The 20558-nt window shown below is 64.5% G+C and carries 24 protein-coding genes; 8 read left to right on the forward strand and 16 right to left on the reverse strand.

Annotated elements, in window-relative coordinates; translation table 11 throughout:
• Positions 1 to 139 precede the first annotated feature (139 nt).
• Positions 140 to 1765: an MFS transporter gene (locus QA642_RS44485; RefSeq protein ID WP_283082464.1), complete on the forward strand. Its 1626-nt coding sequence runs from the start codon at positions 140 to 142 to the stop codon at positions 1763 to 1765.
• 67 nt (positions 1766 to 1832) lie between these two features.
• On the opposite strand, the gene QA642_RS44490 is transcribed toward QA642_RS44485, so the two are convergent.
• From QA642_RS44490 to QA642_RS44500, 3 genes are all read right to left on the reverse strand, one after another.
• Positions 1833 to 2306 carry a secondary thiamine-phosphate synthase enzyme YjbQ gene (locus QA642_RS44490; protein WP_283082465.1) on the reverse strand — a complete coding sequence of 158 codons (474 nt, stop codon included), beginning with the start codon at positions 2304 to 2306 and terminating at the stop codon, positions 1833 to 1835.
• A gap of 166 nt (positions 2307 to 2472) precedes the next feature.
• A complete protein-coding gene (locus QA642_RS44495) occupies positions 2473 to 3006 on the reverse strand; it encodes a hypothetical protein (RefSeq protein WP_283082466.1) in 534 nt (177 codons plus the stop codon).
• Positions 3007 to 3042: 36 nt separating this feature from the next.
• Positions 3043 to 3285, reverse strand: a complete 243-nt coding sequence (locus QA642_RS44500; protein ID WP_283082467.1) for a hypothetical protein — start codon at positions 3283 to 3285, stop codon at positions 3043 to 3045.
• A gap of 75 nt (positions 3286 to 3360) precedes the next feature.
• On the opposite strand from QA642_RS44500, the gene QA642_RS44505 reads away from it, so the two are divergent.
• The 6 genes from QA642_RS44505 (at position 3361) to QA642_RS44530 (ending at position 7364) form a co-directional block, all read left to right on the forward strand.
• Positions 3361 to 3735 carry an AtpZ/AtpI family protein gene (locus QA642_RS44505; RefSeq protein ID WP_283082468.1) on the forward strand — a complete coding sequence of 125 codons (375 nt, stop codon included), beginning with the start codon at positions 3361 to 3363 and terminating at the stop codon, positions 3733 to 3735.
• A 113-nt stretch (positions 3736 to 3848) separates the two neighbouring features.
• On the forward strand, positions 3849 to 4598 hold the full coding sequence (locus QA642_RS44510) for a F0F1 ATP synthase subunit A (protein ID WP_080133417.1): 750 nt from the start codon (positions 3849 to 3851) through the stop codon (positions 4596 to 4598).
• A 53-nt stretch (positions 4599 to 4651) separates the two neighbouring features.
• Positions 4652 to 4879, forward strand: a complete 228-nt coding sequence (locus QA642_RS44515) for a F0F1 ATP synthase subunit C (protein WP_018643436.1) — start codon at positions 4652 to 4654, stop codon at positions 4877 to 4879.
• Positions 4880 to 4940: 61 nt separating this feature from the next.
• Complete coding sequence (locus tag QA642_RS44520; protein WP_283082469.1) at positions 4941 to 5507, forward strand: F0F1 ATP synthase subunit B'; 567 nt, start codon at positions 4941 to 4943, stop codon at positions 5505 to 5507.
• 5 nt (positions 5508 to 5512) lie between these two features.
• Positions 5513 to 5998: an ATP F0F1 synthase subunit B gene (locus tag QA642_RS44525; protein WP_283082470.1), complete on the forward strand. Its 486-nt coding sequence runs from the start codon at positions 5513 to 5515 to the stop codon at positions 5996 to 5998.
• Positions 5999 to 6188: 190 nt separating this feature from the next.
• On the forward strand, positions 6189 to 7364 hold the full coding sequence (locus QA642_RS44530) for an IS481 family transposase (RefSeq protein WP_283079492.1): 1176 nt from the start codon (positions 6189 to 6191) through the stop codon (positions 7362 to 7364).
• A gap of 105 nt (positions 7365 to 7469) precedes the next feature.
• Here QA642_RS44530 and QA642_RS44535 read toward each other — a convergent pair whose 3' ends face one another.
• The 5 genes from QA642_RS44535 to QA642_RS44555 all read right to left on the reverse strand — a co-directional run bounded on the left by QA642_RS44535 (position 7470) and on the right by QA642_RS44555 (position 12773).
• Entirely contained in the window at positions 7470 to 8123 is a 654-nt protein-coding gene (locus QA642_RS44535; protein ID WP_283087109.1) for a hypothetical protein, read from the reverse strand.
• A gap of 129 nt (positions 8124 to 8252) precedes the next feature.
• Positions 8253 to 8840, reverse strand: coding sequence for a GNAT family protein (locus tag QA642_RS44540; protein ID WP_283082471.1), 588 nt, complete (start codon positions 8838 to 8840; stop codon positions 8253 to 8255).
• Between the two features lie 39 nt (positions 8841 to 8879).
• Positions 8880 to 10169 carry a pitrilysin family protein gene (locus QA642_RS44545; protein ID WP_283082472.1) on the reverse strand — a complete coding sequence of 430 codons (1290 nt, stop codon included), beginning with the start codon at positions 10167 to 10169 and terminating at the stop codon, positions 8880 to 8882.
• Positions 10166 to 11584 carry a threonine synthase gene (gene thrC, locus QA642_RS44550; RefSeq protein WP_283082473.1) on the reverse strand — a complete coding sequence of 473 codons (1419 nt, stop codon included), beginning with the start codon at positions 11582 to 11584 and terminating at the stop codon, positions 10166 to 10168. The genes QA642_RS44545 and thrC overlap by 4 nt, the downstream gene beginning before the upstream one ends.
• Positions 11585 to 12128: 544 nt before the next feature.
• Positions 12129 to 12773 carry a response regulator transcription factor gene (locus QA642_RS44555; RefSeq protein WP_283082474.1) on the reverse strand — a complete coding sequence of 215 codons (645 nt, stop codon included), beginning with the start codon at positions 12771 to 12773 and terminating at the stop codon, positions 12129 to 12131.
• Between the two features lie 86 nt (positions 12774 to 12859).
• On the opposite strand from QA642_RS44555, the gene QA642_RS44560 reads away from it, so the two are divergent.
• Positions 12860 to 14200: a histidine kinase gene (locus tag QA642_RS44560; RefSeq protein WP_283082475.1), complete on the forward strand. Its 1341-nt coding sequence runs from the start codon at positions 12860 to 12862 to the stop codon at positions 14198 to 14200.
• A gap of 120 nt (positions 14201 to 14320) precedes the next feature.
• Here QA642_RS44560 and QA642_RS44565 read toward each other — a convergent pair whose 3' ends face one another.
• From QA642_RS44565 to ctaD, 8 genes are all read right to left on the reverse strand, one after another.
• A complete protein-coding gene (locus QA642_RS44565) occupies positions 14321 to 14686 on the reverse strand; it encodes a nuclear transport factor 2 family protein (RefSeq protein WP_283082476.1) in 366 nt (121 codons plus the stop codon).
• 105 nt (positions 14687 to 14791) lie between these two features.
• The gene (locus QA642_RS44570) at positions 14792 to 15553 is read right to left on the reverse strand and encodes an SURF1 family protein (RefSeq protein WP_283082477.1); all 762 of its coding nucleotides are present in this window, start codon (positions 15551 to 15553) and stop codon (positions 14792 to 14794) included.
• Positions 15550 to 15951 (reverse strand): DUF983 domain-containing protein, encoded by a 402-nt coding sequence (locus QA642_RS44575; RefSeq protein ID WP_283082478.1) that lies wholly within the window; start codon positions 15949 to 15951, stop codon positions 15550 to 15552. The genes QA642_RS44570 and QA642_RS44575 overlap by 4 nt, the downstream gene beginning before the upstream one ends.
• A 97-nt stretch (positions 15952 to 16048) precedes the next feature.
• Positions 16049 to 16945, reverse strand: a complete 897-nt coding sequence (locus QA642_RS44580) for a cytochrome c oxidase subunit 3 (RefSeq protein WP_283082479.1) — start codon at positions 16943 to 16945, stop codon at positions 16049 to 16051.
• Positions 16946 to 17025: 80 nt separating this feature from the next.
• Positions 17026 to 17679 carry a cytochrome c oxidase assembly protein gene (locus tag QA642_RS44585; protein WP_283082480.1) on the reverse strand — a complete coding sequence of 218 codons (654 nt, stop codon included), beginning with the start codon at positions 17677 to 17679 and terminating at the stop codon, positions 17026 to 17028.
• A gap of 5 nt (positions 17680 to 17684) precedes the next feature.
• Positions 17685 to 17849 (reverse strand): hypothetical protein, encoded by a 165-nt coding sequence (locus tag QA642_RS44590; protein WP_018644977.1) that lies wholly within the window; start codon positions 17847 to 17849, stop codon positions 17685 to 17687.
• A 7-nt stretch (positions 17850 to 17856) separates the two neighbouring features.
• Positions 17857 to 18801, reverse strand: a complete 945-nt coding sequence (locus QA642_RS44595) for a heme o synthase (RefSeq protein WP_283082481.1) — start codon at positions 18799 to 18801, stop codon at positions 17857 to 17859.
• Positions 18802 to 18861: 60 nt separating this feature from the next.
• On the reverse strand, positions 18862 to 20490 hold the full coding sequence (ctaD, locus tag QA642_RS44600) for a cytochrome c oxidase subunit I (RefSeq protein ID WP_283082482.1): 1629 nt from the start codon (positions 20488 to 20490) through the stop codon (positions 18862 to 18864).
• Between the last annotated feature and the right edge of the window lie 68 nt (positions 20491 to 20558).

A 20558-nucleotide genomic window follows, 5' to 3' on the forward strand; every position in this document is an offset into this window, starting at 1 on the left:
GGGTTTCACGCCGATGTTACCTTGCGGGCAAGACCTGGGTTGATCCGGCATGTCCGGACATCCGGGGCGCGAGGAAACGCATTTCGGGGAGCGACTCAACATGTCGACAATGGCTGTGTCTCAGACAGGCGCGGGAGGGATGACGAAGGACGAACGTTTCGTCATTCTCGCCTCCTCGCTCGGTACCGTCTTCGAGTGGTACGATTTCTATCTCTACGGGTCGCTCGCCTCGATCATCGGCGTGCAGTTCTTCTCGGACTATCCGCCGGCCACACGCGACATCTTCGCCCTGCTGGCGTTCGCTGCGGGCTTCCTGGTCCGGCCGTTCGGCGCGATCGTGTTCGGCCGTGTCGGCGACATCGTCGGCCGCAAATATACCTTCCTCGTCACCATCCTGATCATGGGTCTGTCGACCTTCATCGTCGGCCTCTTGCCCAGCGCGGCGACGATCGGCATCGCGGCGCCGATCATCCTGATCGCGCTGCGCCTCGCCCAGGGCCTGGCGCTCGGCGGCGAATATGGCGGTGCGGCGACCTATGTCGCGGAGCACGCGCCGAACGGCAAGCGCGGCTACTACACCTCCTTCATCCAGACCACCGCGACGCTCGGCCTGTTCCTGTCGCTGCTGGTGATCCTGTTCACCCGCACCGCGACCGGCGAGGCCGAGTTCGCGAAGTGGGGCTGGCGCATCCCGTTCCTGGTCTCGGTGCTGCTGCTCGGCATCTCGGTCTGGATCCGGCTCCGCCTCAACGAATCCCCGATCTTCCAGAAGATGAAGGATGAAGGGAAGAGCTCGAAGGCGCCGCTGACGGAAGCCTTCGGCAACTGGCAGAACGGCAAGCTCGTGCTGCTGGCGCTGCTCGGCGGCGTGATGGGCCAGGGCGTGGTCTGGTACACCGGCCAGTTCTACGCGCTGTTCTTCCTGCAATCGATCCTGAAGGTCGACGGCTACACCGCCAACCTCCTGATCGCCTGGTCGCTGCTGCTCGGCACCGGCTTCTTCATCGTGTTCGGCATGCTGTCCGACCGGATCGGCCGCAAGCCGATCATCCTCGGCGGCTGTCTGATCGCAGCGCTGACGTTCTTCCCGATCTTCAAGATGATCACCACCAACGCCAACCCGGCACTGGAAAAGGCGATCGAATCGGTCAAGGTCGAGGTGGTGGCGGATCCCGCAGGCTGCGGCGACCTGTTCAACCCGGTCGGTACCCGTGTCTTCACCGCACCTTGCGACACCGCGCGCGCCTACCTGTCGCAGTCGTCGGTCAAGTACTCGACCACGTCGGGCCCGGCCGGCTCCGGCGTCAAGGTGGTGGTGAACGGCAAGGAAGTTCCGTACGCGACCGCCAAGGACAGCAACCCCGCCGTTCTCGCCGCGGTGCAGGCGGCCGGTTATCCCAAAACCGGCGATGCGGGCATCGTGAAGATGGCGCATCCGTTCGACATCTTCCGTCCGCAGGTGGCCGCGACCATCGGGCTGCTGTTCATCCTGGTGATCTTCGTCACCATGGTGTACGGCCCGATCGCCGCGATGCTGGTCGAACTGTTCCCGACCCGCATCCGCTACACCTCGATGTCGCTGCCCTACCACATCGGCAACGGCTGGTTCGGCGGCCTCTTGCCGGCAACCGCCTTCGCAATCGTGGCCTCGACCGGCGATATCTATGCGGGTCTCTGGTACCCGGTCGTCTTCGCGGCCATCACCGTCGTGATCGGCTTCCTGTTCCTGCCCGAGACCAAGGACGTCGACATCAGGGCGACCTGATCGACGCTAGCGATCGACAATACGAACCGGCCGCGGAGCGATCCGCGGCCGGTTTCATTTTGGAAAGCTATTGATTGCTGCCGATGAATTGCAGCACCACCTCGCGCCGGTGCGGGCGGGCGCGATGCTCGATCAGGTAGATCGCCTGCCAGGTGCCGAGCGCGAGCCTGCCGTTCAGGACCGGCACCTGAAGCGAGGTCTGCGTCAGCATCGTCTTGACATGCCCGGGCATGTCGTCCGGTCCTTCGGTGTCGTGTGTCCAGCCGGCATTCTCGGGCGCAAGACGCGACAGTGCCGTTGTGAGATCGACCAGCACGGACGGATCGGCATTCTCCTGGATCGTAAGCGAGGCAGAGGTATGACGGATGAACAGCGTCAACACGCCCTCACCCGCGCGGGCCTCGTTGATGAATTTCGCGGCTTCGCTTGTGAGATCGGTGAAGCCGCGGCCCGGCGTCTGCACCGTCAGCAGCGACGATGCGATCGTCGTGGCTTGCACCGACGACGGCGCCGAGCGGGTCATGGATTTGGCTGATGTCATCGAAGTCTCTCAACTCTGGAAGCTGCCGTAGGGTGGGGCAAAGCGGCTTGTCCGCCGTGGCTCGAAGAGCGAAGGCGGAAGCGTGCCCACCAATCTGCGCGACGATATCAAGATGGTGGGCACGGCCCTTTGCGCCTTTGCCGACCCTACGGCAGCTCGTCGCGCATCAAATCCTCCCCGACACGTCCTTCTGCACGCGGTTGGCCATGTCGATCAGCCGGCGCCAGGCCTTTTCCAGGAACGACATCACGCGGTCCATGTCCTGGTCGCTCGGCAGCGGGATCTCGATCTTGCGGTCGCCCTCGGCGACCTTTGGCTCCGCCTTCTTGAGCGGATCGGATTTCGGCAGCGCCTCGTCGATCTTGCCGGAGACCGTCGGCCCGGCCGCGAGCTGCCCCTTCAGCTTCTCGACTTCGGCCTGGAGCCGGCCGATTTCGGCGTCGAGCGCGGCACGTTCGTCGGGCACCGCGTAGCAGGCCCAGCCTGCACCGTTCTTGGTGCAGGTCGACACCGTGCCGGTGCGGGTATCGAGCCGCAGCACGCCCTCGGGAATCGGCGTCATGCTGTAACGGCCGTTTTCACTGTCGGGCGCGGATTGGGCGGCAACGATGCCGCCGCCGGCGGTCATCGCCGCGGCGAATGCCAGCGCTGCAAGCCAAGATGCCCTGCAAGTTGTTGTGGATGGTTTCGCAGGTCTCATCGCGCTCTCCGACGCGCCGGTGGCGCTTTCGTAATTCTACACCCCGGCCGGGCAATCCGCCGCCCAAAACGCGCCTGCGGCATCAACGATCGCGTCGGCCCCTTTGATCCCGGCAGGACGGCGAAATGGCGACCGCTTCCGCCGATCCTGCCGAGAGCTGCTGCGGTGCGGCGTCACGCTGTGCGCAGCGCGGCCGCGCACGCCAATATCGCCAATAAAATCAGTCAGATAACAGAAAGAGACGCAATCGTGACTTGGCTTGACTTGATTATAGGCCATCAGTATGGTCCGCGCGGCTTTTGAGGGTGGCGGGCGTAATTTCCATTCAACCGCGGCGTTTCTGGTCTTCGTGGCATGGCTCAAGACACGGGACACGACGAGAATGGAAATCGCGATAGATCGCCCGAGGAAGCTGCGCTTTCCGAACGGCTCGGAAGTCTTGATAAGCGGTTGTCCGAAATTCGCGGCCGCCACATCAAGACCGAGCAACCCACAGGTGACGGTGGAGACGGAGCGGCCAGAGCCTCGGCGATGGCGCTTGGTTTTCGGTTATCTTCGGAGTTGGTCGCCGGTGTCGCTGTCGGAGCGGGGATTGGCTGGGGGTTCGACCGCTTGCTGTCGACGTCGCCTTTCGGGTTTATCGTGTTCCTGCTGCTCGGCTTCGTGGCCGGCGTGGTGAATGTGGTGAGATCGGCGGGCGCGGGTCAAAACAGGCGCGGTGGTTCGTAAGGCCGATCCACACAGGAGAGGAATGATCGTGCCGGCTTCGCCGGTGCGGGCCGGCCCGGCCGGCAGACCGAGACCCGCCGGCATTGCCCGGCAGACCAAGAGATGCCGCGCTGATGAAAATCGACCCGATCCACCAGTTCAACATCGAGCCTCTCTTCACCCTGGGCCATATCGGCAATCACACGATCGCCTTCACCAATTCGTCGCTCTACATGCTGGTGGCAGTCGCCATCATCTCGATCCTGATGCTTGCCAGCGGCACGCAGCTGGTTCCCGGGCGCCTCCAGTCGGTCGCCGAGATCTCCTACGAATTCGTCGCCAGCACCATCCGTTCGACGGCCGGCGCGGAAGGCATGAAGTTCTTCCCGCTGATCTTCTCGCTGTTCATGTTCATCTGCGTCTCGAACCTGGTCGGCATCATCCCCTACACCTTCACGGTCTCGAGCCACCTGATCGTCACCGTAGGACTGGCGCTGCTGGTCTTCTTCACCGTGCTGATCTACGGCGTCGCCAAGAACGGCCTGAAGTTCTTCTCGATTTTCGTTCCTCACGGCGTCCCGGGCTACATCCTGCCGCTGGTCATGTTCATCGAGATCCTGTCGTTCTTCCTGCGGCCGGTCTCGCACAGCATTCGTCTGTTCGCCAACATGCTGGCCGGCCACATCGCGCTGAAGGTGTTCGCGGGCTTCGTCGCCATGCTGGGCTTCTCCCTCGGTGCCATCGGCTGGGTCGGCGGCGTGCTGCCGCTGGCTCTCACGATCGCGCTGTACGCGCTCGAGATTCTGGTCGCGTTCCTGCAAGCCTATGTGTTTGCGATCCTGACCTGCATCTACCTCAACGACGCCATTCATCCGGGACACTGAGCGGTCCGGGGAATTTCCACCCACAACCCAATCTTTCTTCCAAGGAGTCTAAAATGGATCCGGCAGCAGCAAAACTTATCGGCGCGGGCATCGCGTGCATCGGCATGGGCGGTGCGGGCGTCGGCGTGGGCGTGATCTTCGGCAACTACCTCGCCGCAGCCGTCCGCAATCCGTCCGCCGCTCAGGGCCAGTTCGGCAACCTGATCTTCGGCTTCGCCGTGACCGAAGCGCTCGGCATCTTCTCGCTGCTGATCGCTCTGCTTCTGCTGTTCGTTTTCTAAAGAACGACTTCTTCCGCGCCGCTTCATCCGAAGCGGCGCGTGACAGCAACAGGAGTACTCCATGGCCGAGAGTCATGGCGGGGCAAAAGGTCCGGCGGCGGGCGCTCACACCGAAGCCGATGGCGGTCACCACGCCGGCGGTTTTCCGCCGTTCGAGAGCAGCACTTTTGCTTCGCAGCTGGTGTCGCTCGCGATCTTCTTCGTCCTGCTCTACGTGATCGTGTCCAAGCTCGCTCTGCCCAAGGTCGGCGGCGCGATCGAAGCGCGTCAGAACAAGATCGAGGGTGACCTCACCGAAGCGCAGGCGCTGAAGGACCAGTCCGAGGCGGCGCTGAAGGCCTATGAAAGCGAGCTCGCTTCGGCGCGTTCGCGGGCGCAGGCGATCGGCAACGAATCCCGCGACAAGGCGAATGCGCAGGCGGAAGCCGAGCGCAAGACGCTGGAAGAGCAGCTGGCGGCCAAGCTCGCCGAGGCGGAGAAGACCATCGCCTCGACCCGCACGACCGCCATGAGCAACGTCCGCGGCATCGCGGCCGACGCGGCAGGCCAGATCGTGCAGCAGCTCACCGGCATCGTTCCGGATGCGGCGTCGGTCAGTGCCGCCGTTGACGCGTCCTTGAAGGGTTAGTCGAGATGTTCTTCGATCCTGAAACCTGGGTCGCCGTCGCCTTCGTGATCTTGATGATCGTGTTCGGCTATCTCGGTGTGTTCAAGTCGGCGATGACCGCGCTCGATCATCGCGCCGCGCGCATCAAGGCCGAGCTCGACGATGCGACGCGCCTCAAGCAGGAAGCGGCCAAGGTGCTCGCCGACTACAAGGCGCGCAGCGCCACGGCCGAGCGCGAGGCTGCCGACATCATCGCCAACGCCAAGTCCGAAGCCGAGCGCATCGCGACCGAGGCCAAGGCGAAGATGGAAGACTTCGTCGCCCGCCGCACCAAGACCGCGGAGAGCAAGATCGCGCTCGCCGAAGCCCAGGCGGTGGCCGATGTCCGCGCCGCAGCCGCGGAAGCCGCCGTGCAGGCCGCCTCGACGATCCTGTCGCAGTCGGTCAAGGGCCAGGTCGCCGACGATCTGCTCGCCAAGGGCATCAACGAGGTTCGGCAGAAGCTGAACTGAGGGATTTCGCCTCACCAATCAAAAAGCCGGCGCGATGAGCGCCGGCTTTTTTGTTTGTGCGAGTATTGTAACCGCAAACTCGATGTCATCACCCGCGAAGTGTTTAGCCCGGACAGATCACTGACGGGTGTTCGGAGACATAGCTGACACATCAACATTGGCTGGATTGGTCCGATTCGGGAGGCCGTCCATGCCTTGGAGTGAGGTGTCAGCAATGGATCAGCGCCACGAGTTCGTGCGGCTGGCTTTGCAGGAAGGCGTCAACCGGCGCGAGCTCTGCCGTCGGTTCAACATCAGTCCTGATGTCGGTTACAAGTGGTTGCGGCGCTGGCAGGCTGGCGATCGGGAGCTGGCCGACCGTTCCCGGTGCCCGCATGCGATGCCCAAGCGCAGCAAGGCTGCGGTCGAGGCACAGGTTCTGGCTGTGCGGGACAAGCATCCCGCCTGGGGCGCACGCAAGATCGCCCATTGCCTGAAGCGGGATGGCCAGACGGTGCCGGTGCCGTCAACGGTGCACCGGATCCTGTGCCGGAACGGCCGGGTCACACCGAGTGAGACTGCGCCACCCAATCCGGGGCACCGCTTCGAGAAGGAAGCTCCCAATCTGCTGTGGCAGATGGACTTCAAGGGCCACCTGCCGCTCGCCAACGGGACACGGTGCCATCCGCTGACCGTCGTCGACGATCACTCGCGCTATGTCTTGTGCCTGAAGGCCTGCGCCGACGAGCAGCGTCTCACCGTGCAGGATCACCTGACGGCGACGTTCCGCTGCTATGGCCTGCCGGAGGCCTTCTACACCGATAACGGCTCACCTTGGGGCGATACGTCCGGCGTTCGTTGGACCGGACTGAAGGTGTGGCTGCTCAAGCTCGGCGTCAGGGTGGTGCACGCCAGGCCATGTCACCCGCAGGCCCGCGGCAAGAACGAACGCTTCCATCGCACCCTGAAGGCCGAGGTTTTTGCCATGCGTCGCTTCCGTACCCTCGCGGAAGTCCAGCGCGCCTTCGACGCCTGGCGACCGGTCTACAATCTGGAGCGCCCCCACCAAGGCATCGATATGCACGTCCCCGCCGATCGCTTCCGGCCGAGCGCCCGTGCCATGCCGGCGCGCATTCCGAAGGTCGAATACGACAGCACAGAGATCGTGCGCAGGGTCTCATCGACCAGACCCTATATCTCTTTCAAGGGACGATTTTGGAAGGTTCCCCAGGCCTTCGCACGCGAACATCTCGCGATCCGCCCGCTGGACCGCGACGGCCATTACGGAATCTTCTTCGCCAGCTGGCAGGTCGCATCGATCGACTTGACCAACGACCAACCTGTCAGTGATGTGTCCGAACAGGTGTCAGCCATGTCTCCGGACTAAACAGAAGGCGGGTGATCCAGTATTCCGAGACGGTTGTGATTGCTCGATAGGCCGCGGCGTACTGGATGCCCCGCCTCCGCGGGGCATGACAGCCAAACTAGCCGCCTATTTCTTCTTCTTCGCCTTCGGCTCGGGCGACAGCGCCTGCGGATCGAAGCCGACATAGAAGATGTAGGAATCGGCGACCGCGGCCGACGGCACCGGATAGGACAGGTCCTCGGCAACGAAGGTGAACGGCACGCTGCCGCCCTCCGCCATCTCGACCGTGGTCCGGTAGGCCTTCGAGGCGATCACTTTCTCGCCGACGCCGCCCTGCACCACCGCCACGCGCAGGGGCACCTCGACCGTCGACGGCGCGCCGGCGGGACCGGCGATGACGCGGCCCTGGATGCCGATCCGGGCCGTGATCTCGCCGCCGTTCCGGGTACATTCGCGCGCCATCTTGGTGATCGAGGCCTGGAAGCGGACGTCGTTGCCGACGGCCGGCTTGCCGGTGGCGCCGACCCCGTAAGTGGAGGCGCCAGCGCGCACCGTGACCTGGGGGCAATCGACGTCGTCATCGGCGGCCGGCTGGCCCGGTGCGGGCGCCGGCTTGGGCTGGGCCGGCTCGTCGGACTTGCCGCCGAACAGGCTCTTGAAGCGGTCGGTGAGTGACTGGGCCGCCACCGGCGAGACCGAGGCGAGCGCAACCGACAACGCCAGTGCGATCCCCGTCCCCCGCCGCAACATCGTCCGCGATGACCGAAGCTCCTGCACCATCGACACCCATACTCCATGACAAATACCGGCCGATCGCCGCCGGCCTTGCGCGTTATATCGTCAAAATCGGCGAACCCAAGGCAGCAAAAGGCCGTCGCAATGCGACTTTGGCCACAGGAATGGCCGGGTTCAGCCCCGGAAATCCTCGTGGAGCAGGCCGAACAGCAAATGGTCCTGCCACACCCCGTTGATGCAGAGATAACGCCGCGCCAGCCCCTCGCGGGAGAAGCCGCACTTCTCCAGCACCCGGATCGACGGCGCATTGGTGGGGATGCAGGCGGCCTCGACCCGGTGCAGATTGAGCTCGCCGAACAGCGTCGGCAGCAGCACCCGCAGCGCCGCCGTCATGTAGCCGCGACGGGCATGGGGCTGGCCGACCCAATAGCCGATGGTGCCGGCCTGCACGATGCCGCGCCGGACATTGGCGAGCGTGATGCCGCCGACCATGGCGCCGTCGAGCTCGCGGAAGATCAGAAACGGGTAGGAGCGGTCCGCGGCGATGTCCTCGGAATAGCGGCGCAGGCGGCGGCGGAAGCCGGACCGGGTCAGGTCGTCAGACGGCCAGATCGGCTCCCAGGGCGTCAGGTAATCGCGGCTGCTCTCGCGCAAATGCGCCCATTGCAGGAAATCTGACATCTGCGGCGCGCGCAGCAATAGCCCGTTGCCGCGCGGAGCGAGGGCGGCGGGTCCACTGGAAGGCAGGCGAAAGAGAGCCATGGTGATGCTTCCCGAAGGCGAGGCTCCGTGGCGCGGCTCCTAATGCAGCCGCGCCTTGGCGCGCGCCCGCGTCAATCCTTCCGCAAAAGACACCGCCGTGTCCAGACCCCTGCCGCTGCCTAATGCGACAACTGCAGGGCGGCTGCGCGAAAGCAGCGCACGCGCCGCGTCCCGGGTCGATTCGACACTGACGGCGTCGATCCGGGCCACCAGTTCCTGCACCGTTTGCGGCCGGCCATAGGCCAGCACATGCCGGGCCAGTTGCTCGGCGCGGGACGAGCAGCTCTCCAGCGCCATCAGGAGCCCGGCCTTCATCTGCGCCTTGGCGCGCGCGATCTCGGCCTCGGTCAGGGTCTCGACCGAATCATTCATGATGTCGACCACGACCTCCATCATCTCGGGCGCGTCGGCCGGATCGGTTCCGGTGTAGAGGCCGAAGAAGCCGGTGTCGGTATAGGGGGCGTGGAAGCTGTAGATCGAGTAGCAGAGGCCGCGCTTCTCGCGCACCTCCTGGAACAGCCGCGACGACATCCCCCCGCCGAGGATGTTGGTGAAGACCTGGAGCGAGAACAGCGACAGGTCGGTCTGGGGCACGCCTTCCAGCGCCAGCGTCAGATGCGCCTGCTCGAGCTCGCGATGCACCACCTTGGCGCCGCCCTTGCCGAACTGCGCCGACTGCGGCTTGGGACCCGGCGTCGCCTCGAAGCTCGCAAAGCGGTTCTCGACCTCGGCGACCACTTGTTTGTGATCGACCGCGCCGGCGGCCGCCACCACCATGTCGGGGCCGCGATAATGCGTCGACAGATAGCCGCGCAGCATGTCGCGGTTGAAGCTGCGCAGCGTCTTCGCGGTGCCGAGCAGCGAGCGGCCCATCGGCTGGTCGGGATAGCAGAGCTCGTTGAGGTGCTCGAACACGACGTCATCGGGCGTATCCTGCGCAGCGCCGATCTCCTGCACGATGACGTTCTTCTCGCGCTCGAGCTCGTCTGGCTCGAAGGCGGGATTGGCGAGGATGTCGGCGAGCACGTCGAGCGCCAGCGGCACGTCGGCCTTCAGCACCCGCGCGTAATAGGACGTGGTCTCGGTCGAGGTGCCGGCATTGAGGTCGCCGCCGACCGCCTCGATCTCCTCGACGATCTCGCGCGAGGAGCGCTTGGTCGTGCCCTTGAACGCCATGTGCTCCAGGAGATGCGAGATACCGTGCTCATTCGACTTCTCGTCGCGGCCGCCGACGCCCGCCCAGACGCCGAGCGCCGCAGTCTCGAGATGGGGCATCTTGTCGGTGACCACGGTCAGGCCGGAGGCAAGCTTGGAAATCTCGACGCTCATCCGGCAACTCCCTGTTTTGCGGCGCGGCTGACCGACAGCACGAACCGCTCGATCTCGGCCTGATCGTTCTTCATCACCTTCATGTGTTCGGATTTGGTCATGAGACCATCGAGCCAGGCCGGCAGTTGCGGCCGCTGGCCGCAGGCTGCCTCGACCGCATCGGGGAATTTGGCCGGATGGGCCGTGGAAAGCACGATGCTGGGCACCGTCGTGTCGGTGGTGTCGCGGTCGGCAACGGCAAGCGCCACCGCGGTGTGCGGATCGACCAGCTCGCCTGCCTCACGCCAGGCGGCGCGAATCGCAGCCGCGGTCTCGGTCTCGTCGGCACGGCCCGCGTCGAATTCCTCGCGGATGGCGGCCAGCGTCGCATCGGGCAGCACGAAGCGCCCCGACTGCTTCAGCGAGTCCATGAGGCGGCGCACGCCGGCCGCATCGCGCTTGCCGGCCTCGAACAGCAGCCGCTCGAAATTCGAGGAGATCTGGATGTCTATCGACGGCGAGGCGGTCGCATGCACCTCGCGCACCTCGTAGATGCCGGTCTTCAGCGTGCGCGCCAGGATGTCGTTGACGTTGGCGGCGATGCAGAGGGTGCGCACGGGCAGGCCCATGCGCTTGGCGACATAGCCGGCAAAAATGTCGCCGAAATTGCCGGTCGGCACGATGAAATCCACCGCGCGCGCCGGCGCGCCGACGGCAACGGCCGAGGTGAAGTAGTAGACCACCTGGGCCACGATGCGCGCCCAGTTGATGGAATTGACGCCCGAAAGCGAGGTCGCATCGCGGAAGCGATGGTTGTTGAACATCCCCTTCACCAGCGCCTGGCAGTCGTCGAAATTGCCTTCGATGGCGAGCGCATGGACGTTGGCCGCGCCCGTCGTCGTCATCATCCGCTGCTGCACCTCGGAGATGCGGCCGTGCGGGAACAGCACGATGAGATCGACATTCTCGAGGCCCGCGAAGGCTTCGACCGCGGCGCCGCCGGTGTCGCCTGACGTCGCGACCACGATGGTGGTGCGCTGGCCGCGCTTGGCGAGCACATGGTCCATCAGCCGCGAGATCAGCTGCATCGCCACGTCCTTGAAGGCGAGCGTCGGACCGTGAAACAGCTCCAGCACGAACTGGTGCGGCGCCATCTGGCGCAGCGGCACCACCGCGGGATGACGGAAGGTCGCGTAGGCCTCGTTCGCCATGCGGCCGAGCTCGGCGTCCGATATCTCGCCGCCAGCGAAGGGCCGGATCACGTCGACCGCGACCTCCCAATAGGGACGGCCGAAGAAGCCGGCGATGGTCTCGGTCGAAAGCTGCGGCCAAGTGACCGGCACATACAGGCCGCCGTCACGGGCAAGCCCGGTCAGCATCACGTCGCAGAAGCCGAGTTCGGGGGCCTCGCCCCGGGTCGAGATATAACGAGTCAAACTGCCCTCCAAAGGCCGACCGGGCCGAAGCTCGATCCGTAAGCCTTTGATTTCACGAAATACTTGTTAACAGCCAGAGGCTTTGGGCCACCATAAAGTGTTTTGCGGCATCGGGAAACCGCCTCCCGCCAGGGGTTCTGCAACGAAAAAGGGCTGCGGCGATGCCGCAGCCCTCTCTTGGAAGGTCTGTCGTTGATGTGCAGACCGGTTTGCCTTGTCCGGGTCGCCGACCCGCTAAACTATCGGCGCCAGCTTTCATTGCCTGTCATCAGATCGTCAAGAGCGAAAACCGCGCAGGCCGAAAGATGTTCCTTGTTTTTCCCGGGATGCTTCGGGCAGCTCCCGGGCATTCGCACGCAAGTTCATTCCGGAATTACCACTTTTTCCCGAATCTATTGCCTGCCTCGGGAACAATTGACCCGGCGGCCGATTGTGTCGGCGGATGGTATCAGCCGTCATCCATGCATTGCCCGGCCGACGGCGGCGCCGATCCGTCGACCGAACCGCTGCATCCTGGAGCAGCCGGTTCGGTCGCTGACGGACCTCAGCTCATCCCGATTTCCACCGCGATCCTGATCAGGTCGGAATGGTTCTTGGCCCCTAACTTCTGCTTGAGCAGGGACGTCGTGTTTGCGACGGTCTTGTAGGAGATGCCGAGTGCCTCGGCGACCTCGACGATCTTGTCGCCGCGTCCGAGCAGGCGGAGAATCTCGAGCTCCCGCGGCGTCATCTGCGAAGCCGGATTGGCCTTGATCGCGGCGCCGGAGAACGTCACGGCCTCCGCGAGCTGCGGCGAGATGAAATTGTCACCCGCGACGACCTTGCGCACGGCTTTCAGCAGAATCCTGGGATCGTCGCCCTTGGAAACATAGCCCTGTGCGCCCAGCTCGACCGCCCGCACCACGAAGGCCGGATCGTCGTTCATGCTGAACATAATGATCTTGGCGTCGGGATCGTCCTTGCGAATGCGTCGCATCAACTCAAAGCCTGAGACGTCAGGCAGGCTGATATCGATCACGGTGACGTCAGGCCGCTTGCTCACGTAGGCGCGATGCCCGGATTTGGCATCGGTCGCCTCGTCGATGCGGATCGATTGGTCGGACGCGAAAAGCGTCCGGCATCCGGACAGCACCACAGGATGGTCGTCGACGATCAGGACCTTGGTCGCCGGCTTGGCGGTATCTTGCATCGCGCGCTCTCTTGTTTTTCGACTCATAGACCGGCGGGAACAAATGGAAAGAGAAAATCGCCCCGATGCGCGTTAGAATTGACCTAATGTGGCAACGGCTCTCGTTCAGAACCCAATTGTTTCTTCCGCTCGGCCTGAGCTTTCTTGCCGCGCTGGCCATGGGCGGCGTGCTGCTCAAGACATTCGCGACCGGCCAGCTGGCCGACGAGAACGAGCCGGGTCGCCGCTCGACCCGGACTGTCGCTGTTGCGCTCAACAACGCCCTCGGCGCCTCGGATCATCCGCGGACGATTCTCGACGCATTCGTCCGTTCCCTGGATTCCTCCTCTGATATCCAATTCCGCCCCATAGAAGCAGGTCCCGCGCCTTCCGTGAAGGACGGTCTGCGCAATCTGCATGGCGTACCGCAATGGTTCGTGGAGCTGATCGTCATTCCGGACATGGACGCAGCCTCACCTGTCATCATCGACGGCAGGCGTGTCGGCGACATCGTCTTCGTGCCTGACCTGTCGGCCGACCTGTTCGAGAAATGGATCGGCTTTCTGGCGCTGACGAGCCTGATCGCCATATTGACGGTGCTGACCGGCACGATCGCTTATCTGTTCGCGGAATCGGCGCTGCGCCCCCTGCAAAAGCTCGGCGCAGGCCTCACCCGAATGCGATGCGGCGATTACGCGATGCCGATCCCGGTGGCAGGGCCGCCGGAGATCCGGCAGAGCTGCGAGGAGGCCAATGCGCTGGCAACGACGCTGGCGCGACTGAGCCAGGACAATCGCGACCTGCTGCATCGCCTGGTGTCGCTCCAGGACGACGAGCGGCGCGACCTCGCCCGCGAGCTGCATGACGAGCTCGGGCCGCTGCTGTTCGGCATCCGCGCCAGCACCATCGCGCTGGCCGACGCCTCGCCACAAGCAGGAAATCTCGGCAATTCGGTGCAGGAGGTGATGCGGTCGGTCGAGGCGCTCCAGCAGACCAACCGCCGTATCCTCGACCGGCTGCGGCCGCTCTATATCGAGCAGCTGGGGCTCGAGACCACCGTGCAGACGTTGCTCCAGAACTTTCGCAGACAGGCGCCGCATATCGGCCTGACGGCCACGATCGATCCGGCGCTGAACGAGATCGACGGACCGCTGGCCCAGACCGTCTATCGGTTGATCCAGGAGGCGCTGACCAACGTCCTGCGCCATGCCAATGCCGGCAATGCCCACGTGCAGGCCACCGTCGCGGGCGAGGCGCTCGTCATCGAGATCTCCGACGACGGCGGCGGCTTTCCGGAGAGCAACGTCTTCGGCCGGGGCCTCACCGGCATGCACGAGCGCGTGCGCGCGCTCAGCGGTTCATTGTCACTGCTGCGCGCCGATGAGCGAACCTATGTGCGCTGCCTGCTGCCGGTGAATGCGACGCAAGAAGAGCCGCCGCAGAGCTAAAGCGCGATGGGATGAAGATCACCACCGCGCTTTAGCTTATTGTTTGAGCATGATCTCCGCGCAAACGCGTTCCGCGTTTGTCGCGAGGGAAAACCGCTACGCATTTTTCCGGTTCATGCCCTAGCACGCACAACCGTCGTGGGAGTTCTGCCGCGACGGCGTGCACAGCGTGCTGTAGATCTTGCCTTCCGCGCTGAAGCGGAACGAGGCGTGGATGCGCAGTGAGCCCGCGATGGAATATTCGAGATCGACGCCGTGCGGCACGGGATTGATTTCTTCGAGGCCGAATCCGACCGACGAGAACGTGCTGAGCCGGGGTCCCCAATAGGTTTCGAGCTCGCTTCGGCCACGATAATGCTGCGTGCCGTTGCACGTGCATTCGACCCGGGCGTCGTCCGCATAGAGCTCGAGCAGGCTCGCAAGGTCGCCCTTGCGGCAGGCATCGACCCAGTCGACGACAATTCCCATCTGATCAATATCGCTCACGCCAACATCCTGCTTGCCGCGAAAAATTTCGTGCGGCTTAGGACCACACTCGTGAATATGCGCTGAATAATAAACCCCGGACGATCCCGGGTTCCTCCCGGAAACCTACGGAGAATTTGCCGGACGTCGTCCTCTCGTCCAGACGCCGAACGCGATCAACACCGCGCCTGCGAGCGCGAACCAGGTGATGGCGTATTGCAGATGATCGTCCTTCAGATGCACGTCGAGCGGCCCCGGACGCGGGATGCCGTTCTCGGGCGCCGGCTGCTCGAGGTCGATGTAGAACGGCGCAACCGCGCCCCAATGAAGCGCGCTTGCGATCGCCAGATGATCGCGCACGAACCAGAGGCGCTTGTCGCGGTTCTCCGCCGGCGTCAGCCAACCCGGCGCCTCGGGAAAGCGCAGATAGCCGGTGAACATGACCGGAGCGCCGGTGACGAGCTTCTTCACCGCACGATCCTCGATGCTGCGGTCCTGCATCGTGTTTTCGACGAAGCCGGCATCGATCACGATCGTCTCACCGCTCGGAAGGCGCGCCGGCAGGAACGCCCAGGTGCCGGGACCGGAGGCGTCCTTGCGCACGGCCGAGCCGGAGGAATAGACCATCGCATCAGGCAGCGGTGCATAGGTCGCGGTGAAGCTGACGCGGCGGAATTCGTCGCGCGCGGGATCGAGCGCGGTCCATTGCGCCGGCGGCGGCAGCGCGATCGGCGCTTCGGCCAACCGCTCGGTGAGCGCCGCGATCAGCGCATGCTTGGCGGTCCGGCGCTGCAATTGCCAGACTCCGAGCGAGATGAAGACCGCCGTCAGGAACAGCGTGAACAGCGCGAAGCCGGCCACGCGAGGCTTGCGCGCCGTCTCGTTCATTTCGCGCGGTCGACCAGCCGGCCCGGCGCCGCCTTGTGGTGGAATTGCAGTGCGATCAGCAGCGACTTCATGGAGCGCAGTGGCAGCAGCGTGGTGGCGAGGATCAGCGGCAGCCAGAGCATCGCATGCAGCCAGAACGGCGGCTGGTACTTGACCTCGACGACGAGCGCGCAGCCGACCACGATCGCACCGGCCAGCATGATGATGAAGATCGCCGGACCGTCGCCGGAATCGATGAAGGCGTAATCGAGGCCGCAACGGTCGCAGGACGGCGCGAGCGTCAGGAAGCCCGCATAGAGCTTGCCCTGGCCGCAGCGCGGGCACTTGCAGGCAAGCCCGCGCAGCGCGCTTTGCAGGACGGTGGTCTCGGGCTCGGTTGGACCGGCAGTGTCGTTCATGATCGCGGACTCTATCACAGTTTCCGCCGAAACTTGCGACGGCTGAAAAGCGAAAGGGCGGCCCAGCGGCCGCCCCTTCTGATCAATTCACGACGGCTCAGTGCGCGCCGTGGGCCATGGTCTCGGCGCCGTGTCCCCACACATAGATGCAGAGGAACAGGAACAGCCAGACCACGTCGACGAAGTGCCAGTACCAGGCGGCGAACTCGAAGCCGAGATGCTGCTTCGGCGTGAAGTGGCCGGCGTAGGCGCGGAACAGGCAGACCAGCAGGAAGATGGTGCCGACCAGCACGTGGAAGCCGTGGAAGCCGGTCGCCATGAAGAAGGTCGCACCGTAGACGTTGCCGGCGAAGGAGAACGCCGCATGGCTGTACTCATAGGCCTGCACGCAGGTGAAGAGCGCGCCGAGCACGACGGTGAGGATCAGGCCGTACTTCAGGCCCTGGCGATCGTTCTCGAGCAGCGCATGGTGAGCCCAGGTCACCGTGGTGCCCGAGGTGAGCAGGATCAGCGTGTTCAGCAGCGGCAGATGCCAGGGATCGAAGGTCTCGATGCCGTGGGGCGGCCAGGTGCCGGGGACCGAGCAGGCACCGGCCTGGGTGCCGAGACCGCAGCCGAACACCGCATCGCGGGTGGCGTGGACGGCGTCGGCCGGGAACAGCGCCGCGTTGAAATAGGCCCAGAACCAGGCCACGAAGAACATCACCTCGGAGGCGATGAACAGGATCATGCCGTAGCGGTGATGCAGCTGCACGACGCGGGTGTGGTCGCCCTTGTACTGGGCTTCCTTGATCACGTCGCCCCACCAGCTCGCCATGGTGTAGAGCACGCCGACGGTGCCGACACCGAACACGATCGGCGCGGCCGAGAACATGTGGTGCATCCAGGCGATCGCGCCGACCGCCATGATGAAGGCCGAGAGCGAACCGACCGCCGGCCAGGGAGAGGGATCGACCAGATGATAGTCGTGATGCTTGCCTTGCGCGGTAGCCATTTGCGGTCTCTCTCCTCAATCCCGTGCCTGTTCGGCACTTATCCCCTTGTTTCCAACCCCCATGGCGCGAAGCCCGGCGATCAGAGATTTCCCTTGCGTTGGTCGTTCTCGCCGGATGCGAGCGGCTTCACCACCGGATCCTTCACCGGATAGAACGTGTAGGACAGCGTGATCGTGTTCAGCCCGTCGTTCTCGTGATCGTCGGCGATCGACGGATCGACGTAGAACACGACCGGCATCTCGCGCTTCTCGCCCGGCGCCATGGTCTGCTCGGTGAAGCAGAAGCAATTGATCTTCTGGAAGTAGGACCCGACCGTCAGCGGCGCGACATTGTAGGCGGCCTGGCCCGCGGTGGTGCGCGCAGCCTGGTTGGTGACGGTGTAGAATACGGTCACGACCTGGCCGATATTGACCTCGATCTCGTTCTGCTCCGGCTCGAACTTCCAGGGCAGTCCGGGCGCGACGTTGGAATCGAAGCGCACCGAAATCTTTCGGGCGATCGGGCCGCTGGCGGGCGCGGAGGTTGCGACCTGGGTCGTGCCGTTGAAGCCGGTGGCGCGGCAGAACCAGTTGTAGAACGGCACCGCCGCGTAGGAGGCGCCGACCATCAGCGCGACCACGCCGCCACAGATGGAAGCAACCACCACATCGCGGCCCAGCCCGCGGCCCTTGGCCGGCTTCCGATTGACCGGCTTGGCGCTGACGTCCTGCGATATGGTCGGCTCGTGATCCATGATTCCTACATCGGCCGGACTAGCACTGCCGGTCCCTTGACCATGGTGACGGCGAAGAACAGCACGACGAGCACGCCGAGCGCCAAAGCAATGGCAATCGAGCGCTGACGACGGCTCTTCTTCTGCGCCTCGGTGAGGACGATTCCATCTGGCTCGGGTTTGTCGGCCATTCCTGCCTCATGCGCCCCCAACCATCGGAGCAACCGCCCGGAACACGACCTCGGCCAGCAGGGTCGCGAACAGCGCGAACAGATACAGGATCGAGAAGGCGAACAGTTTTCGCGTCGCGCGCAGGGACTGGCTGCGTTCGCGGCGCACATAGACGTTGATCGCAAGCACCAGCATGCCGGCGCCGAGGATCAGCGAGACCACGCCGTAGACGGCGTCGAAATAGCCGAGCACCCAGGGCGCGGCGGCGACCGCGATCAGCACGACGGTGTAGAGCAGGATCTGGAGCCGCGTCGCGTCGGGGCCGGCGACGTTGGGCAGCATCGGAATGCCGGCGCGCGCGTAATCGTCGGAGCGGAACAGGGCCAGCGCCCAGAAATGCGGCGGCGTCCAGAAGAAGATGATCGCGAACAGCAGCAGCGGCTCGACGTCGACCGTGCCCGTCACCGCGGCCCAGGCCACCACCGGCGGCAGCGCGCCGGCGGCGCCGCCGATCACGATGTTCTGCGCGGTCCAGCGCTTCAGCCACATCGTGTAAATCACGACGTAGAAGAAGATGGTGAAGGCAAGCAGCGCGCCCGCGATCCAGTTCACGAGGATGCCGAGCGTCATCACCGAGAAGAAGGCGAGCGTCGTGCCGAACGCCATGGCTTCAGGGCGGGTGATGCGGCCGCGCGGGATCGGCCGGTTCGCCGTGCGCGACATTTTCGCGTCGATGTCGCCTTCGAGCGCCATGTTGAGCGCCCCCGAGGCGCCGGCACCGACGGCGATGCAGAGCAGCGAGGTGATCGCGAGCACCCAGTGGAAGTGCCCGGGCGCCATCGCCATGCCGACCAGCGCGGTGAAGATCACCAGCGACATCACCCGCGGCTTGAGCAGCGCGATGTAGTCGCCAACCTCCGCTTCGGAGATGCGGGGATTGATGTCGATGGCGTTGTGGTCGAGGACGGACACTAATCTAACTCGCTTCGTTGTAGAGCCGCGGCGCCCATGACGGGCGCCGCGGAAGATGGCTTACTGCACGCGGGGCAGCACTTCGAACTGGTGGAAGGGCGGCGGCGAAGGCAGCGTCCACTCCAGCGTGGTCGCACCTGCACCCCACGGATTGTCGCCCGCCGGGACCTTCTTCATGAAGGCGTCGAGCACGCAGTAGAGGAAGATCAGGACGCCGAAGCCCGAGATGTAGGAGCCGACCGACGAGACCAGGTTCCAGCCGGCGAAGGCGTCGGGATAGTCGACGTAGCGGCGCGGCATGCCCGACAGGCCGAGGAAGTGCTGCGGGAAGAACACGAGGTTCACGCCGATGAAGGTGACCCAGAAGTGCGCCTTCGCCAGCGTCTCGTTGTACATGTAGCCCGTCATCTTCGGGAACCAGTAGTACCAGCCGGCAAAGATCCCGAACACGGCGCCGAGCGACAGCACGTAGTGGAAGTGCGCGACGACGTAGTAGGTCTCCTGGAGCACGCGGTCGACGCCGGCATTCGCCAGCACGACGCCGGTGACGCCGCCGACCGTGAACAGGAAGATGAAGCCCACCGCCCAGATCATCGGGGCGCGGAATTCGATCGAGCCGCCCCACATCGTGGCGATCCAGGAGAAGATCTTCACGCCGGTCGGGACCGCGATCACCATCGTGGCAGCAACGAAGTAAGCCTGCGTCGCCGACGACATGCCGACCGTGTACATGTGGTGCGCCCACACCACGAAGCCGATGCCACCGATCGCGACCATGGCGTAGGCCATGCCGAGATAGCCGAACACGGGCTTGCGCGAGAAGGTCGAGACGATCTGGCTGATCATGCCGAAGGCGGGCAGGATCAGGATGTACACCTCGGGGTGACCGAAGAACCAGAACAGGTGCTGGAACAACACGGGGTCGCCGCCGCCGTCGGGCGCGAAGAATGTCGTGCCGAAATTGCGGTCGGTGAGCAGCATGGTGATCGCACCGGCGAGCACCGGCAGCGACAGCAGCAGCAGGAACACCGTCACCAGGATCGACCACACGAACAGCGGCATCTTGTGCAGGGTCATGCCCGGCGCGCGCATGTTGAAGATGGTGGTGATGAAGTTGATGGCGCCGAGGATCGACGAGGCACCGGCAAGGTGCAGCGACAGGATCGCGAAGTCGACGGCCGGGCCCGGATGGCCGGAGCTCGACAGCGGCACGTACATGGTCCAGCCCGCGCCGACGCCGTTGGCGCCCGGCTCGCCCTCGACGAAGGTCGACATCAGCAGCAGCGCGAACGAAGCCGGCAGCAGCCAGAACGAGATGTTGTTCATGCGCGGGAACGCCATGTCGGGCGCCCCGATCATCAGCGGCACGAACCAGTTGCCGAAGCCGCCGATCATCGCGGGCATGACCATGAAGAAGATCATGATCAGGCCGTGGCTGGTCACGAAGACGTTGTAGGTGTGCGTCTCGTGGAAGATCTGCACGCCCGGATACATCAGCTCCGCACGGATCGCGATCGACATCGCGGCACCGATGACGCCGGCAACGACCGCGAAGATCAGGTACATCGTGCCGATGTCCTTGTGATTGGTCGAATAGACGTAGCGCCGCCATCCGGTCGGATGGGCGTGCTCGTGGTCATGTCCGTGGTCTTGCGCGTGATCGCCGTGTGCCGCTGCGCTCGTTGCCATTTTCAAATCCTGCCTTGCGTCCCATGCGGACCTTATGCGGTCCCGCCCTTTATGTCGCTTTCAGTCCC

Origin of the sequence: Bradyrhizobium sp. CB2312 (genome assembly GCF_029714425.1) — a bacterium.
Lineage (GTDB): Bacteria > Pseudomonadota > Alphaproteobacteria > Rhizobiales > Xanthobacteraceae > Bradyrhizobium.

What these genes read in the sequence shown, in the direction of transcription:
- QA642_RS44485 (WP_283082464.1), top strand. Translation starts at nt 140, where the DNA reads ATGACGAAGGACGAACGTTTCGTCATTCTCGCCTCCTCGCTCGGTACC.
- QA642_RS44490 (WP_283082465.1), bottom strand. Translation starts at nt 2,306, where the DNA reads ATGACATCAGCCAAATCCATGACCCGCTCGGCGCCGTCGTCGGTGCAA.
- QA642_RS44495 (WP_283082466.1), bottom strand. Translation starts at nt 3,006, where the DNA reads ATGAGACCTGCGAAACCATCCACAACAACTTGCAGGGCATCTTGGCTT.
- QA642_RS44500 (WP_283082467.1), bottom strand. Translation starts at nt 3,285, where the DNA reads ATGGCCTATAATCAAGTCAAGCCAAGTCACGATTGCGTCTCTTTCTGT.
- QA642_RS44505 (WP_283082468.1), top strand. Translation starts at nt 3,361, where the DNA reads ATGGCTCAAGACACGGGACACGACGAGAATGGAAATCGCGATAGATCG.
- QA642_RS44510 (WP_080133417.1), top strand. Translation starts at nt 3,849, where the DNA reads ATGAAAATCGACCCGATCCACCAGTTCAACATCGAGCCTCTCTTCACC.
- QA642_RS44515 (WP_018643436.1), top strand. Translation starts at nt 4,652, where the DNA reads ATGGATCCGGCAGCAGCAAAACTTATCGGCGCGGGCATCGCGTGCATC.
- QA642_RS44520 (WP_283082469.1), top strand. Translation starts at nt 4,941, where the DNA reads ATGGCCGAGAGTCATGGCGGGGCAAAAGGTCCGGCGGCGGGCGCTCAC.
- QA642_RS44525 (WP_283082470.1), top strand. Translation starts at nt 5,513, where the DNA reads ATGTTCTTCGATCCTGAAACCTGGGTCGCCGTCGCCTTCGTGATCTTG.
- QA642_RS44530 (WP_283079492.1), top strand. Translation starts at nt 6,189, where the DNA reads ATGCCTTGGAGTGAGGTGTCAGCAATGGATCAGCGCCACGAGTTCGTG.
- QA642_RS44535 (WP_283087109.1), bottom strand. Translation starts at nt 8,123, where the DNA reads ATGGTGCAGGAGCTTCGGTCATCGCGGACGATGTTGCGGCGGGGGACG.
- QA642_RS44540 (WP_283082471.1), bottom strand. Translation starts at nt 8,840, where the DNA reads ATGGCTCTCTTTCGCCTGCCTTCCAGTGGACCCGCCGCCCTCGCTCCG.
- QA642_RS44545 (WP_283082472.1), bottom strand. Translation starts at nt 10,169, where the DNA reads ATGAGCGTCGAGATTTCCAAGCTTGCCTCCGGCCTGACCGTGGTCACC.
- QA642_RS44555 (WP_283082474.1), bottom strand. Translation starts at nt 12,773, where the DNA reads ATGCAAGATACCGCCAAGCCGGCGACCAAGGTCCTGATCGTCGACGAC.
- QA642_RS44560 (WP_283082475.1), top strand. Translation starts at nt 12,860, where the DNA reads ATGTGGCAACGGCTCTCGTTCAGAACCCAATTGTTTCTTCCGCTCGGC.
- QA642_RS44570 (WP_283082477.1), bottom strand. Translation starts at nt 15,553, where the DNA reads ATGAACGAGACGGCGCGCAAGCCTCGCGTGGCCGGCTTCGCGCTGTTC.
- QA642_RS44575 (WP_283082478.1), bottom strand. Translation starts at nt 15,951, where the DNA reads ATGAACGACACTGCCGGTCCAACCGAGCCCGAGACCACCGTCCTGCAA.
- QA642_RS44580 (WP_283082479.1), bottom strand. Translation starts at nt 16,945, where the DNA reads ATGGCTACCGCGCAAGGCAAGCATCACGACTATCATCTGGTCGATCCC.
- QA642_RS44585 (WP_283082480.1), bottom strand. Translation starts at nt 17,679, where the DNA reads ATGGATCACGAGCCGACCATATCGCAGGACGTCAGCGCCAAGCCGGTC.
- QA642_RS44590 (WP_018644977.1), bottom strand. Translation starts at nt 17,849, where the DNA reads ATGGCCGACAAACCCGAGCCAGATGGAATCGTCCTCACCGAGGCGCAG.
- ctaD (WP_283082482.1), bottom strand. Translation starts at nt 20,490, where the DNA reads ATGGCAACGAGCGCAGCGGCACACGGCGATCACGCGCAAGACCACGGA.